We start from the raw sequence: 14,758 nt of genomic DNA on the forward strand, positions 1-14,758 counted from the left end.
CGGGGTCCTTCCAATTCATTCCTGTTCGATCTTGGCGTCGGTGACGATGCGGCCCCAGCGCTTCATCTCCGAAGCGATGAAGGCATCGAACTGCTCGGGCGTGGAGCCCACCACCTGCAGGCCGAATTCCTGGGCGCGCTTTTGCACGTCGGCGCTGGCCAGGGCCTTGGCGGTGTCGGCCTGGATCTTCTGCAGCACCGGCTTGGGCGTGCCGGCGGGTGCCACGAAGCCGAGCAGGGCGCCGACGTTGAAGCCGGGGATGGTTTCGGCGACGGTGGGGTAGTCGTGGCCGGCCACGCGCTTGTCGCCCATGGTGGCGATGATCTTCATGCGGCCGCCCTGCACGTAGGGCAGGATGGACAGGAAGGGATCGACCACCAGGTCGAGCCGCCCGCCCATGAGTTCGGTGTGCGCGGGCGCGCTGCCCTTCATGGCGATGTGCTGCATCTCGAAGCCGGCCTCGCGCTTGAGCAGCTCGGCGCCCAGGTGCGTGGTGCTGCCGGCGCCGGGCGTGCCGTAGTTCAGCTTGCCGGGGTTCTTGCGGGCGTAGTCGATCAGTTCGCGCAGGTTGTTGAAGGGCGCGTTGGGGTGCGCCACGATGGCCAGTTGCATGTTGAACAGCTGCGTGACGCCGGCCAGGTCCTTCTGCGTGTCGTAGGGCAGCTTCTTGCGCAGCGTGGGGTTCACCGCCAGGGACGAGTTCACCATGCCGATGGTCTGGCCATCGGGGACCGACTTGGCGACGAAGTCGGCGCCGATCACGGTGCCGGCGCCGGGCTTGTAGTCGATGATCACCGGCTGGCCCCAGGTCTCCTGCAGCTTCTGGCCGAGCAGGCGGCCCACGGTGTCGGTCGGTCCGCCGGGCGGGAAGGGGATGATGATTTTCACCGGGCCCTTGGGAAAGTCCTGGGCGGCGGCCGGCGCGAGGGCGGCCAGCCCGAGGGACAGGGCGAGGGCGGTTGTCTTGATCCAGTTCAAGGTGTGTCTCCGGGTGGTGTAATTAAAATGGAACGTCGTCTCAAAATTATATAGGCGCAATAAAAAATGGAACATCGTCTCGAAAAACGCGCGATCGGTGGCGCAGCGGAAGAGGCCGTCGCTTCGGGCAAGGACGAGGTCAGTGCGCTGGCGCGGGGGCTGGCGGTGCTCAAGGCCGTGGCGGAGGCGGATGAGCCGCTCTCCAACCGCGAGCTGGCCGAGGGCACCGGCATCCCCAAGGCCACGGTGTCGCGCCTGGCGGCCACGCTGCTGTCCAGCGGCTTTCTGAGGCAGGCCGCGGGCAGCGAACGCTTCAGCCTGGGCCCGGCCACGCTGCAGCTGGGCAACGCCTACCTGCGCACCTTCGATTTCCGCCAGCGGGCCCGGTTGCACTTGGCGGAGCTGGCCGAGGTGGCGGGCGCCAACGTCCACCTGACCGTGCGCGACGGGCTGGACATGCTGCTGATCGACACCCTGCGGCCGCGCTCGGCGCTGATCCTGTCGCGCATGGACGTGGGCTCGCGCATGACCATCGCCACCTCGGCCGCCGGCCGGGCTTATCTGTCGGCACTGCCACCGGCGCAGCGCGCCGCCTTGTATGAAGAGATCCGCGCCTCGGTGGGCGAGGCGGCCTGGCCCCAGACGCAGTCGCGGCTGGAGGCGGCGGCGCAGGAGCACGCGCGGCTCGGCTACTGCAGCTCGTTCGGCGAGTGGCACCCCGACATCCACGCCCTGGGTTTCAGCCTGCGCGGCATCGAAGGCGAGCTGTACGGCGTGAGCGTGGGCGGGCCGGCCTACAAGCTGCCGCGCGAATGGCTGGTGGAGAAGGTCGCGCCCAAGCTGCTGGAGACGCGGCGCGCGATCGCGCGGGAGATCGGCGAGGACTGAGCCGGGCGGGGCGCCGGCCTCAGGTGGCGGCTTCGAGTCCGCTGGCGAAGTGCTCGCGCATGCGCTGCACGGCCAGCGCACCGTCGCGCCCGCGCAGGGCGGCCATCACGGCGCGGTGCTCGGCCAGCGATTCTTCGATGCGGCCCGCCTTGAACAGCGAATGGTGGCGGTTGAGCTTCATCACCTTGCGCAGGTCACTCACCATCTGCAGCCGCCAGCGGTTGTCGGCCAGCTCCAGCAGGCGCAGATGGAAGCGCTCGTTGATGGCGAAGAAGCGGTCGCGCTGGTGCACGGCGCTTTCCAGCTCATCGTGCAGGGCGGCCAGTTCGTCCAGCGCGGCGGGCTCGCCGCGCGAGGCCACTTCGCCGGCGGCGTCCGATTCGAGCAGCGACAGCAGGTGGTAGACGTCGCGCAGGTCCTTCTCGGACACTTCGGTGACGTAGGCGCCCCGGCGCACCTTCATGGTCACCAGGCCTTCGGCGGCCAGCACTTTCAGGGCTTCGCGCAGGGGGGTGCGGCTGATGCCGTACGCCTCGGCGATCTTGAGTTCGTCGATCCAGCTGCCCGGCTCCAGTTCGCGCTGGAAGATGCGCTGGCGCAGCCGTTCGGCCACTTCCTCGTACAGCGCGCGCGGCGCCAGGGAGGGGGCGGTGGGGGTGGCGGTGTCGGTGTCCATGCAGGCGCCGATTCTATCCGCGCATTGAAATTCTGCATCAATAATTATGAATGATGTACACTCACCGTGGTGCCTGAGCCGCAGAACACCTGCGCCCCTGCCTTGCTCCCGCCGTTTTCCACGTCCGCCGCCATGAGCCAACACCCCGACGCCTTCGCGCGCGCCACGCTGTCCGACTGGACCCAGGCCGCCTCCCGATCCGCCCCTGGCGGCCAGCTTGACGCGCTGACCTGGACCACGCCCGACGGCATCGCCGTCAAGCCGCTGTACACCGCGGCCGACCTGCAGGGCCTGGCCTACACCGACACGCTGCCCGGTTTCGAGCCCTTCATCCGTGGTCCACAGGCCACCATGTACGCGGTGCGGCCCTGGACCATCCGCCAGTACGCGGGCTTTTCCACCGCCGAAGAGTCGAACGCCTTCTACCGCAAGGCCCTGGCGGCCGGCGGGCAGGGCGTGAGCGTGGCCTTCGACCTGGCCACCCACCGCGGCTACGACAGCGACCACCCGCGCGTGACGGGCGACGTGGGCAAGGCCGGCGTGGCCATCGACAGTGTCGAGGACATGAAGATCCTGTTCGACGGCATTCCGCTCGACAAGGTCAGCGTGTCCATGACCATGAACGGCGCGGTGCTGCCGGTGCTGGCGGGCTACGTGGTGGCGGCCGAGGAACAGGGCGTGCCGCAGGACCAGCTCAGCGGGACCATCCAGAACGACATCCTCAAGGAGTTCATGGTCCGCAACACCTACATCTACCCGCCCGAGCCGAGCATGCGGATCATCGGCGACATCATCGAGTACACGGCCAGCCACATGCCGAAGTTCAACTCGATCAGCATCTCGGGCTACCACATGCAGGAGGCCGGCGCCAACCAGGCGCTGGAACTCGCCTTCACCCTGGCCGACGGCAAGGAGTATGTGAAGACCGCCATGGCCAAGGGCCTGGATGTCGACGCCTTCGCGGGCCGCCTGTCCTTCTTCTGGGCGGTCGGCATGAACTTCTACCTGGAGATCGCCAAGATGCGCGCGGCCCGCCTGCTGTGGTGCCGCATCATGAAGGGCTTCGGCGCGAAGAACCCCAAGAGCCTGATGCTGCGCACGCACAGCCAGACCTCGGGCTGGAGCCTGACCGAGCAGGACCCGTACAACAACGTGGTGCGCACCACCATCGAGGCCATGGCCGCGGTGTTCGGCGGCACGCAGAGCCTGCACACCAACGCGCTCGACGAAGCCATCGCGCTGCCCACCGAGTTCAGCGCGCGCATCGCGCGCAACACCCAACTCATCATTCAGGAAGAGACCCACATCACCAGCGTGGTCGATCCCTGGGCCGGCTCCTACATGATGGAGACGCTGACGCAGCAGATGGCCGACGCGGCCTGGGCCATCATCGAGGAGGTCGACGCCATGGGCGGCATGACCCGCGCGGTGGACAGCGGCTGGGCCAAGCTCAAGATCGAGGCCGCCGCGGCCGAGAAGCAGGCGCGCATCGACTCCGGCAAGGACGTCATCGTCGGCGTCAACAAGTACAAGCTCAAGAACGAAGACCCGGTCGAGATCCTCGACATCGACAACGTGAAGGTGCGCGAGGCGCAGATCGCGCGCCTGAAGCGGGTGCGCGACGCGCGCGACGATGCCGCGGTGAAGGCCGCGCTGGCCGCGCTCACCGAGGCCGCCCGTTCGGGGCAGGGCAACCTGCTCGATCTGTCCATTCAGGCGGTGCGCCTGCGCGCCACCGTGGGAGAAGTCAGTGATGCCCTCGAAACCGCCTTCGGCCGCCACCGCGCCGACACCCAGAAGGTGACCGGCGTGTACGCCGCCGCCTACGACAGCGCCGAAGGCTGGGCGCAGCTGCAGAAGGAGATCGCCGATTTCGGCGAGCAGCAGGGCCGCCGCCCGCGCGTGATGATCGCCAAGCTCGGCCAGGACGGCCACGACCGCGGCGCCAAGGTGGTGGCCACGGCCTTCGCCGATCTGGGCTTCGACGTCGACATGGGCCCGCTGTTCCAGACGCCCGAGGAGTGCGCGCGCCAGGCCATCGAGAACGACGTGCACGCCGTGGGCGTGAGCACCCTGGCCGCGGGCCACAAGACCCTGGTGCCCGCGATCATCGCGGAGCTGCGCAAGCAGGGCGCCGATGACATCGTGGTCTTCGTGGGCGGTGTGATTCCGCGCCAGGACTACGACTTCCTCTACGAGGCCGGCGTCAAGGGCATCTACGGCCCCGGCACGCCCATTCCGGCCAGCGCCAAGGACGTGCTGGAACAGATCAAGAAGGCGGTGGCTTGAGCCTGGCCGCGTCGCCGCAAGCCTTGCTCGACGCCATCGTGCAAGGCCAGGGCATGGCGCAGCGCCGCGCCATGGCCAAGGCCATCACGCTGCTCGAGTCCACGCGCGCCGACCACCGCGCCCAGGGCGACGAGCTGCTCACCGCGCTGCTGCCGCGCACCGGCCGGGCCTTCCGCCTGGGCCTGAGCGGCGTGCCCGGCGTGGGCAAGAGCACCTTCATCGAGGCGCTGGGCCTGCACCTGATCGAACAGGGCCAGCGCGTGGCCGTGCTCACCATCGACCCGTCGAGCACGGTCTCGGGCGGCTCCATCCTGGGCGACAAGACGCGCATGGAGCGGCTGTCCATGGACGAGCGCGCCTTCATCCGCCCCAGCCCCAGCGGCGGCACCCTGGGCGGGGTGGCCGAAAAGACGCGCGAGGCCCTGCTGGTGTGCGAGGCCGCCGGCTACGACGTGGTGATCGTCGAGACCGTGGGCGTGGGCCAGAGCGAGACCGCCGTGGCCGCCATGACCGACTGCTTCGCGCTGCTGCAGCTGCCCAATGCGGGCGACGACCTGCAGGCCATCAAGAAGGGCGTGATGGAGATCGCCGACCTGGTGGTCATCAACAAGGCCGACATCGACGCCGACGCCGCGACGCGGGCGCGCGCGATGATCACTTCCGCCCTGCGCCTGCTCGGCCAGCACGGCCGGCCGGAGCACGCGGCGCACGACACCGCGCACTGGCACCCCACGGTGCTGCAGCTCTCGGCCCTCAAGGCCGAGGGCATCGCCGCCTTCTGGGCCGAGGTTCAGCGCTTTCGCCAGGTGCAGAGCGCCAATGGCGAACTCGCCGCGCGCCGCCAGCGCCAGGCCAAGGCCTGGATGTGGGAGCGCATCGACGCCGGACTCAAGCAGCGCTTCCGCGAACACCCGGCGGTGCGCGCCGCGCTGGCCGACACCACCACGCAAGTGCTCGATGGCCGTCTGCCCGCCAGCACCGCGGCGCGGCAGCTGCTCGCGCTGTTCGACTGAATTCTCTGGAGAAGAACCATGCAAGACATCCTGCAACAGCTCGAAGACAAGCGCGCCCGCGCGCGCCTGGGCGGCGGCGCCAAGCGCATCGAGGCGCAGCACGCCAAGGGCAAGCTCAGCGCGCGCGAGCGCCTGGAGGTGCTGCTCGACGAGGGCACCTTCGAGGAATGGGACATGTTCGTCGAGCACCGCTGCACCGACTTCGGCATGGCGGACAACAAGATCCCCGGCGACGGCGTGGTCACCGGCTACGGCATGATCAACGGCCGCCTGGTCTTCGTTTTCAGCCAGGACTTCACCGTCTTCGGCGGCGCGCTCTCCGAGGCGCACGCCGAGAAGATCTGCAAGGTGATGGACCAGGCCATGAAGGTTGGCGCGCCCGTCATCGGCCTCAACGACTCGGGCGGCGCGCGCATCCAGGAAGGCGTGGCCTCGCTCGGGGGCTACGCCGACGTGTTCCAGCGCAACGTGCTGGCCAGCGGCGTGGTGCCGCAGATCAGCATGATCATGGGCCCCAGCGCGGGCGGCGCGGTGTACTCGCCCGCCATGACGGACTTCATCTTCATGGTGAAGGACTCCAGCTACATGTTCGTCACCGGCCCCGAAGTGGTGAAGACCGTCACGCACGAGGAAGTGACGGCGGAGGAACTGGGCGGCGCCATCACCCACACCACGCGCAGCGGCGTCGCCGACCTGGCCTTCGACAACGACGTGGAGGCGCTGCTGATGCTGCGCCGCCTGTTCAACTACCTGCCGCTCAACAACAGGGAGAAGGCGCCGGTGCGGCCCAGTGGCGATCCGATCGACCGCATGGAGCTGAGCCTGGACACCCTGGTGCCCGACAACCCCAACAAGCCCTACGACATGAAGGAGCTCATCCTCAAGATCGTGGACGACGGGGACTTTTTCGAGCTGCAGCCCGAGTACGCCAAGAACATCGTGATCGGCTTCGCGCGCATGGACGGCCAGACCGTGGGCATCGTCGCCAACCAGCCGCTGGTGCTGGCGGGCTGCCTGGACATCAAGAGCTCCATCAAGGCCGCGCGCTTCGTGCGCTTCTGCGACTGCTTCAACATCCCCGTCGTCACCTTCGTCGACGTGCCCGGCTTCATGCCCGGCACCAGCCAGGAGTACGGCGGCATCATCAAGCACGGCGCCAAGCTGCTCTATGCCTACGCCGAGTGCACCGTGCCCAAGATCACCGTGATCACGCGCAAGGCCTACGGCGGCGCCTACGACGTGATGGCCTCCAAGCACCTGCGCGGCGACGTGAACTTCGCCTGGCCCAACGCCGAGATCGCGGTGATGGGCGCCAAGGGCGCGGTGGAGATCATCTTCCGCGAGGAGAAGAAGGACCCGGCCAAGCTCGCGCAGCGCGAGGCCGAGTACAAGGCCCGCTTCGCCAACCCCTTCGTGGCCGGCGCGCGCGGCTTCATCGACGACGTGATCCTGCCGCACGAGACGCGCAAGCGCATTGGTCGCTCGCTGGTGATGCTCAAGGACAAGAAGCTGGAGAACCCGTGGCGCAAGCACGGGAACATTCCGCTCTGAAGGCCCGAGGAGAGAAAGACATGTTCAAGAAGATCCTGATCGCCAACCGCGGCGAGATCGCCTGCCGCGTCATCGCCACGGCCAAGAAGCTGGGCATCGCCACCGTGGCGGTGTACTCCGACGCCGACAAGGAAGCGCGCCATGTGCAGCTGGCCGACGAGGCCGTGCGCCTGGGGCCGCCGCCCTCGCGCGAGAGCTACCTGTTGGGCGAGGCCATCATCGCCGCCGCGAAGCAGACCGGCGCCGAGGCCATCCACCCCGGCTATGGCTTCCTGTCCGAGAACGAGGACTTCGCGCGCCAGGTGGAAGAACAGGGCCTGGTCTTCATCGGCCCCAAGCACTACTCCATTGCGGCCATGGGCGACAAGATCGCGTCCAAGAAGCTCGCGAACGAGGCGAAGGTGAGCACCATTCCGGGCCACAACGAGCCCATCCAGTCGCCCGAGGAGGCGGTGGCCATCGCGCAGAAGATCGGCTACCCGGTCATGATCAAGGCCAGCGCCGGCGGCGGCGGCAAGGGCCTGCGCGTGGCCTTCAGCGACAAGGAGTGCTTCGAGGGCTTCACGAGCTGTCGCAACGAGGCGCGCAACAGCTTCGGCGACGACCGCGTCTTCATGGAGAAGTTCGTCCAGGAGCCGCGCCACATCGAGATCCAGGTGCTGGGCGACGCGCACGGCAACGTGATTTACCTGAACGAGCGCGAGTGCTCCATCCAGCGCCGCCACCAGAAGGTGATCGAGGAGGCGCCGTCGCCCTTCATCAGCGAGGCCACGCGCCGGGCCATGGGTGAGCAGGCCGTGGCCCTGGCCAAGGCCGTGAAGTACCAGAGCGCGGGCACGGTGGAGTTCGTGGTGGGCAGGGACCAGGACTTCTACTTCCTGGAGATGAACACCCGCCTGCAGGTGGAGCACCCGGTCACGGAATGCATCACCGGTCTGGACCTGGTGGAGCTGATGATCCGCGTGGCCGCCGGTGAAAAGCTGCCGCTGGCGCAGGCCGACGTGAAGCGCGAGGGCTGGGCCATCGAGTGCCGCATCAACGCCGAGGACCCGTTCCGCAACTTCCTGCCCAGCACGGGCCGTCTGGTGCGCTTCGCCGCGCCGCCGCAGACCATGTGGCAGGCCGACACGGCGCACCGTTTCGGCGTGCGCGTGGACACCGGCGTGCAGGACGGCGGCGAGATCCCCATGTACTACGACTCGATGATCGCCAAGCTCATCGTGCACGGCCGCGACCGCAACGAGGCCATCGCCAAGATGCGCGAAGCGCTCAACGGTTTCGTCATCCGCGGTGTGCAAAGCAATATTCCTTTCCAGGCCGCGCTGCTCGCGCATCCCAAGTTCGTGGCGGGCGACTTCAACACCGGCTTCATCGCCGAGCATTACGGCCAGGGCTTTCGCGCCGAGGACGTGCCGCACGACGATCCCGACTTCCTCGTGGCGTTGGCGGCGTTCGTGCGCCGCAAGAGCCGCGAGCGCGCGGCCGGCCTGAGCGGCCAGCTGCCCGGCTACGGCGTGAAGGTGGGGCACGACTACACGGTGATCGTGCTCGACAAGGCCGGCGCGCACCGCCGCGTGAACGTGCACGTGGACGAGGTGCTGGGCCAGGTGGGCGCGGCGGTGGTCATGGTGGGCGAGAAGCGCTACGCCTTCCAGAGCCCGTCGCGGCTCAACGACATCTGCACCGTCGGCGTGTGCAACGGCCAGCCGTTCACGGCCCAGCTGGAGCGGGGCACGCCACGCAACCCGCTGGCGCTGGTGGTGCAGCACAACGGCACGCGCATCGAGGCCATGGTGGTCTCGCCGCGCATGGCCGAGCTGCACGCGCTCATGCCCTTCAAGGCGCCACCCGACATGAGCAAGTACGTCCTGTCGCCCATGCCAGGCCTGCTGGTGCAGGTGGCCGTGCAGCCGGGCCAGAAGGTACAGGCCGGCGAGCGCGTGGCCGTCATCGAGGCCATGAAGATGGAAAACGTGCTGTTCGCCTCGGCCGACGGCACGGTGGCCAAGGTGCTGGCCCAGCAAGGGGAGTCCCTGGCCGTTGACCAGGCCATCGTCGAGTTCGAATGAAGGCCGTGCCGGCCCGACCGGCTGTTTCCTCCGCTGCCGCCACAAGCCCGCCGGGCTGGGTTACCCTGCGGACTCCACGGCTTGTTGGAGCACGGCACATGGCGGACGGACGCGGTCAGGGGCTGAGTGGTTTGGCGTTTGCATTGGCCTGGGTGCGCAACCCGCGGCGGGTGGGGGCCATTGCCCCGGCCTCGCGGGCGCTGGCGCAGGCCGTCGCGGCGGAGGTGTCCCGCGTGGGGCCCGAGCTGCTGTTGGAAATCGGCGCCGGCACCGGCGCCATCACCCGGGCACTGGCCGACCTCGGGCCACCGCCCGACCGCTTCTTCATCATCGAACGCGACCCCGGCCTGGTGCGCCACCTGCACCACCGCTTTCCGCGCGCCGAGGTGCTGCACGCCTGCGCCACGCGGCTGGACGTGCTGCCCCTGCCGGCGGCCAGCTCGCTCATGCTGGTGTCCTCGCTGCCCCTCTTGTCCATGCCGCGCGACGAGGCCAGGCGCTGCGTGCAGGCCATGCTGGCGCTGCTGGAGCGCCAGCCCAACGCGCGCCTGCTGCAGTACACCTACGCGGCGCGCCACGTGCGGCCATTCGATCAATTGCCGCCGGGCTGGCGCTGGCGGCGTGTCACCACCGTCTGGGCCAACCTGCCGCCGGCGACCGTCTGGTCGCTGGAGCCGGCGGCCCACGCCACCCACGGCATCCATTGACCATGAACACCGCTTCCCCCCGTCCCTTCCGTGTCCTCGGTGTGCAACAGATCGCCATCGGCGGCCCCGACAAGCACCGCTTGCAGACCCTGTGGGTGGACATGCTGGGCCTGGAACTGACGGGCAGCTTCCGCAGCGAACGCGAGAACGTGGACGAGGACATCTGCGCCATCGGCAGCGGGCCGTTCAAGGTCGAGGTGGACCTGATGCAGCCGCTGGATCCCGACAAGAAGCCCGCGGTGCATGCCACGCCGCTCAACCACATTGGCCTGTGGATCGACGATTTGCCCAAGGCGGTGGAGTGGCTCACCGGGCGCGGCGTGCGCTTCGCGCCCGGCGGCATCCGCCAGGGCGCGGCGGGTTTCGACATCACCTTTCTGCACCCCAAGGCCAGCGAGGAATTCCCGATCGCCGGCGAGGGCGTGCTGATCGAGCTGGTGCAGGCGCCGCCCGAGGTGGTCAGCGCCTTCGATGCGCTGGCCACGGGGACGCCCGCCTGAGGCGCGCTGCGCCCCGGCGCCTCATTCCTCGAAGCGAGGGCGCGAGGCCGGCGGCCATTCGAACCGTTCGATCAGCTCCGGCGATCGGCGAAAGCGCGCGAACAGGGCGTCCTCTTCCTCGGCGGGAAGGGGCGGGCGGCGGCGCTGCGCGTTGGCCACCCAGCGCACCACGTTCGCGTGGCGGCTGGGTGGCCTTGGCAGGGCTGTGGTGGCTTCCGCTTCGCTGACCGGGTGATGGCCGGCGCAGATGGCCGGCGCAAATGGGCCGGCGCAAATGGCCGACTTTCGGGGGTTTGTTTTCGCCATTGCCGGGCGCGGGGTCCTTCTACAGTCGTCAGCAAGCCCCTGTGGGCCCTACGGCAGAGGAGCACAAGCCCCATGACCCCCTCTTCGAATCCCCTGATGCGCCCGGGCGTGTGGCTCATGCGCCGCTGGCGCCTGGGCGGCAAGCTGGCCTGCCTGGCCTTGGCCGCGGCCTGGCCACTGGTGGCCGCGCTGGCGCTGGCCGCCACGGACCGCACCGGCGCCATCGCCCCCGTGGCGGCGTCCGGCCTGGTCCTGCTGGCCTACCTGTTGATGGCCTTTCGCGCCGCTTTCCTTGGTGATTTCCGCCGCCTGCTCGACGCCATGGCCGACACGGCCGGCGGCAACCTGCGCGCGCACCCGCGCGTGGACGGCCACGACGAGCTGGCCGACCTGGCGCGCCTGCTCGACCGCATGATCGGCAGCCTCTCGGGCATGGTGGCCGAGGTGCGCAGCAACTCGGCGCTGGTGGCGCACGCCGGCCGCAGCCTGGCCGTGGGCAACCGCGACCTGGCCGAGCGCACCGAGCAGCAGGCCGCCAACCTCGAGCAGACCGCGGCCAGCGTGCAGCAGCTCACCGGCGCGGTGGCGCAGAACGCGCAGACGGCCAGCGACTCGGACCGCCAGGCCGCGCAGGTGCGCGACGTGGCCGAACGCGGCGCGGGCGCCATGCACCAGGCGGTGGGCACCGTGGAGGGCATCCAGAAAGGCGCCGCGCAGATGAACGAGATCATCGGCGTGATCGACAGCCTGGCCTTCCAGACCAACATCCTTGCGCTCAATGCCGCCGTGGAGGCCGCGCGCGCCGGCGAGCAGGGCCGCGGTTTCGCGGTGGTGGCCGGCGAGGTGCGTTCGCTGGCCCAGCGCTCGGCCGCCTCGGCGCGCGAGATCCGCGCCCTCATCGAGGCCTCGCGCGCCCAGGTGGAAAGCGGCGCCGCGCAGATCCGCGATGCCGGCCAGAGCATGGCAAGCATCGTCGACGGCGTGCGCGGCGTGGCCGGCAAGCTGTCGTCGATTTCCGCCTCCAGCGCCGAGCAGAGCACCGGGCTGGCCGAGATCAGCACCGCCGTGAGCCAGCTCGACCAGATCACCCAGCGCAACGCGCAGATGGTGGAGCTGGCCGTGCAGCAGGCCAACCGGCTGGAGCAGCGCGCGGCGCACCTGTCGCGCGCGGTGAGCCGTTTCATGCTGCAGCAGGGCACGGCCGAGGAGGCCATGGCCCTGGTGGACAAGGCCCTGACGCACCGCCGCCAGGTGTCGGCCGAGACCTTTGTGCGCGACCTGACCGAGCCCGCGCGCGGTTTCCACGACCGCGACATGTACGTGTTCGCGCTCGACGCCTCGGGCGTCTACCGCGCCTTCGGCGGCAAGCCCGACAAGCTGGGCAGCCGCGTGCACGACATCGCCGGCGTGGACGGCGCGGCGCTGCTGGCCGCCATCGTGAGCCAGGCCGAACAGGGCCCGGGCTGGGTGGAGTACGACATCGTCAACCCGGCCAGCGGCGCGGTGCAGGCCAAGATGTCCTATGTGGTGAAGGTGGACGCCCTGTACGTGGGCTGCGGCGTCTACAAGACGGTCGCGGCGCGTTGAGGCAGCGCCCGCGGCTCAGCCGCCGGGCTGGCGTTTCGCCCGCGCACGGGCCAGCGCGGCCTCGATCACCGCTCGCTTGCGATCGAGCGCCTCGGGGTCGGTGATGGTCGACGCCGCGGGCAGGTCGGCGAGCTTGGCCTCGGCCTTGGCTTGCAGACGGGCCTCGTGCTCCTGCGCCTCGCGGGCCAGGCGCTCGCGCCGCGCGTCGTAGCGCGTCTTGGCCAGGATCGCCTGCGCGACCGACCAGCCGGCCCAGCCGGTGCGCTCGCCGCTCACGTTCTCCAGCGAAATGCAGTCCACCGGGCAGACGGGGATGCAGAGCTCGCAGCCGGTGCACCAGGGCTCCACCACGGTGTGCATGCGCTTGTTCGCGCCCGCGATGGCGTCGGTGGGGCAGGCCTTGATGCACAAGGTGCAGCCAATGCACCAGTCCTCGTCGATCACGGCCACGGTCACCGGCCCTTCGATGCCGTGCTGGCGGCTCAGGGGCAGGGCGGGGCGGCCGGTGATGGTCGCGAGGCGATCGACGCCTTCGGCGCCGCCGGGCGGGCATTGGTTGATGCCGGCCTCGCCGCCGGCCACGGCCTGGGCGTAGCTGGCGCAGTCGGGGTAGCCGCAGCGCTGGCACTGCGTCTGCGGCAGGGCATCGTCGATGCGCCGGGCGAGTGGATTCATGCCGTGTTGGGCGGCCGGGGGCCGCCGGGTCTCAGACCGTGGCCGGCTTGCGGCGCGCGGGGGATTTCGGCGCCGCCTTGGCGGCCGGCTTCGCGCGGGCTTGGGCGGCGCGCTTCGCGGCGCCGGCCTTGGCCGCGGCCTTCGGCGCCGGACGCACGCCGGCTGTCGCCGCCTGGGGCGGCTGGTGTGCCGCGATGAAGGCCTTGACCACCGGGTAGACCATCTCGCGCCAGCGCCGGCCGCTGAAGATGCCGTAGTGGCCGGCGCCCTTGGCCTCGTAGTGCAGGTGGTGCGCTGGGGGGATGCCGGAGCACAGCCCGTGGGCGGCGGCGGTCTGGCCGGCGCCCGAAATGTCGTCGAGTTCGCCCTCGATGGTCAGCAGGCCGCCCTCGCGGATGTCCTGCGGGCGCACGCGCTCCAGCTGGCCCTGTTCATTGCGCACGTCCCAGGTGCCCTTGACGAGCTCGAAGTCCTGGAACACGGTCTTGATGGTTTCGAGGTAGTAGTCGGCGTCCATGTCGAGCACGGCGTTGTACTCGTCGTAGAACTTGCGGTGCGCCTCGGCGCTGTCGTTGTCGCCTTTCACCAGGTCCTGGAAGTAGTCGTAGTGGCTGGAGGCGTGGCGGTCCGGGTTCATGGCCACGAAGCCGCTGTGCTGCAGGAAGCCCGGGTACACGCGCCGGCCGGCGCCGGGGAACTTCTCCGGCACACGGTAGATGACGTTGTTCTCGAACCACTCGTGGCTGCGCTGCATGGCCAGGTTGTTCACCGCCGTGGGCGACTTGCGGGCGTCGATCGGGCCGCCCATCATGGTCATGGACAGGGGCACCTTTTCGCCCCGGCTGGCCATTAGCGACACCGCGGCCAGCACCGGCACCGTGGGCTGGCACACGCTCATCACGTGGCAGTTGCCGTAAATGCCCTGCACGTGGCCGATGAACTCCTGCACGTAGTTGATGTAGTCGTCCAGGTGGAACTCGCCCTCGGCCAGCGGCACCAGGCGGGCGTTCTTCCAGTCGGTGATGTAGACCTTGTGGTCCTTGAGCAGGGTGCGAACCGTGTCGCGCAGCAGGGTGGCGTAGTGACCCGACAGCGGCGCCACCACCAGCACCACCGGCTGCACCTTGAGCGCGGTCAGGGTGTTGGGGTCGTCGGTGAAGCGCTTGAAGCGGCGCAGCTCGCAGAAGGGCTTGTCGATGTCCACGCGCTCATGGATGGCCACGTCCACGCCGTTCACGTCCACGGTCCGGATGCCGAATTCGGGCTTCTCGTAGTCCTTGCCCAGGCGGTGCAGCAGGTCGTAGCCGGCCGAGATGCGCTGGGCCAGGGGCAGCTGCGCGAAAGGCAGCTGCGGGTTGCTGAACATCCGCGAGGCGACCTCGGCCAGGTCGGTGAAGGGCTCCATGAAAGAGCGCTGGGTTTCGTAGATCTGGTACAGCATGGGTCATGCCTTCGTGAAATGTTGCAGTGCAATGTAGCAGGATGCCGATGGCCTTGTTCTGGGGAGAACACGGGGGCA

Annotated in this window: 13 protein-coding genes; 8 read left to right on the forward strand and 5 right to left on the reverse strand. The window is 69.2% G+C overall.

Annotation, left to right across the window (positions count from 1 at the left end):
* Positions 1-15 precede the first annotated feature (15 nt).
* A complete protein-coding gene (locus tag JNX00_RS11520) occupies positions 16-978 on the reverse strand; it encodes a tripartite tricarboxylate transporter substrate binding protein (RefSeq protein ID WP_204742350.1) in 963 nt (320 codons plus the stop codon).
* Between the two features lie 66 nt (positions 979-1,044).
* Here JNX00_RS11520 and JNX00_RS11525 point away from each other — a divergent pair, with 66 nt between their 5' ends.
* On the forward strand, positions 1,045-1,866 hold the full coding sequence (locus JNX00_RS11525) for an IclR family transcriptional regulator (RefSeq protein ID WP_204742351.1): 822 nt from the start codon (positions 1,045-1,047) through the stop codon (positions 1,864-1,866).
* A 19-nt stretch (positions 1,867-1,885) separates the two neighbouring features.
* Here the strand turns inward: JNX00_RS11525 and JNX00_RS11530 are convergent, their stop codons facing one another.
* Entirely contained in the window at positions 1,886-2,542 is a 657-nt protein-coding gene (locus JNX00_RS11530) for a GntR family transcriptional regulator (RefSeq protein WP_204742352.1), read from the reverse strand.
* A gap of 132 nt (positions 2,543-2,674) precedes the next feature.
* On the opposite strand from JNX00_RS11530, the gene scpA reads away from it, so the two are divergent.
* The 6 genes from scpA (at position 2,675) to JNX00_RS11560 (ending at position 10,671) form a co-directional block, all read left to right on the forward strand.
* Entirely contained in the window at positions 2,675-4,831 is a 2,157-nt protein-coding gene (scpA, locus tag JNX00_RS11535; RefSeq protein ID WP_204742353.1) for a methylmalonyl-CoA mutase, read from the forward strand.
* A 2-nt stretch (positions 4,832-4,833) separates the two neighbouring features.
* Positions 4,834-5,844 carry a methylmalonyl Co-A mutase-associated GTPase MeaB gene (gene meaB, locus JNX00_RS11540; RefSeq protein WP_275564526.1) on the forward strand — a complete coding sequence of 337 codons (1,011 nt, stop codon included), beginning with the start codon at positions 4,834-4,836 and terminating at the stop codon, positions 5,842-5,844.
* Positions 5,845-5,862: 18 nt separating this feature from the next.
* On the forward strand, positions 5,863-7,395 hold the full coding sequence (locus JNX00_RS11545) for an acyl-CoA carboxylase subunit beta (protein ID WP_070398538.1): 1,533 nt from the start codon (positions 5,863-5,865) through the stop codon (positions 7,393-7,395).
* Between the two features lie 20 nt (positions 7,396-7,415).
* The gene (locus JNX00_RS11550; protein WP_204742354.1) at positions 7,416-9,464 is read left to right on the forward strand and encodes an acetyl/propionyl/methylcrotonyl-CoA carboxylase subunit alpha; all 2,049 of its coding nucleotides are present in this window, start codon (positions 7,416-7,418) and stop codon (positions 9,462-9,464) included.
* 98 nt (positions 9,465-9,562) lie between these two features.
* On the forward strand, positions 9,563-10,171 hold the full coding sequence (locus JNX00_RS11555; RefSeq protein ID WP_175442819.1) for a methyltransferase domain-containing protein: 609 nt from the start codon (positions 9,563-9,565) through the stop codon (positions 10,169-10,171).
* A 2-nt stretch (positions 10,172-10,173) separates the two neighbouring features.
* A complete protein-coding gene (locus JNX00_RS11560) occupies positions 10,174-10,671 on the forward strand; it encodes a VOC family protein (protein ID WP_204742355.1) in 498 nt (165 codons plus the stop codon).
* Positions 10,672-10,692: 21 nt separating this feature from the next.
* Here the strand turns inward: JNX00_RS11560 and JNX00_RS11565 are convergent, their stop codons facing one another.
* A complete protein-coding gene (locus JNX00_RS11565; protein ID WP_204742356.1) occupies positions 10,693-10,842 on the reverse strand; it encodes a hypothetical protein in 150 nt (49 codons plus the stop codon).
* Between the two features lie 207 nt (positions 10,843-11,049).
* On the opposite strand from JNX00_RS11565, the gene JNX00_RS11570 reads away from it, so the two are divergent.
* Positions 11,050-12,564, forward strand: coding sequence for a methyl-accepting chemotaxis protein (locus JNX00_RS11570; protein WP_070398534.1), 1,515 nt, complete (start codon positions 11,050-11,052; stop codon positions 12,562-12,564).
* A 15-nt stretch (positions 12,565-12,579) separates the two neighbouring features.
* On the opposite strand, the gene rsxB is transcribed toward JNX00_RS11570, so the two are convergent.
* Both rsxB and phaZ read right to left on the reverse strand, forming a co-directional pair.
* A complete protein-coding gene (rsxB, locus tag JNX00_RS11575) occupies positions 12,580-13,239 on the reverse strand; it encodes an electron transport complex subunit RsxB (RefSeq protein ID WP_204742357.1) in 660 nt (219 codons plus the stop codon).
* A 31-nt stretch (positions 13,240-13,270) separates the two neighbouring features.
* Positions 13,271-14,680 (reverse strand): polyhydroxyalkanoate depolymerase, encoded by a 1,410-nt coding sequence (gene phaZ / locus JNX00_RS11580; protein ID WP_204742358.1) that lies wholly within the window; start codon positions 14,678-14,680, stop codon positions 13,271-13,273.
* Positions 14,681-14,758: the final 78 nt, after the last annotated feature.

The organism is Hydrogenophaga sp. YM1 (assembly GCF_016903055.1).
GTDB classification, from domain to species: domain Bacteria; phylum Pseudomonadota; class Gammaproteobacteria; order Burkholderiales; family Burkholderiaceae_C; genus Hydrogenophaga; species Hydrogenophaga borbori.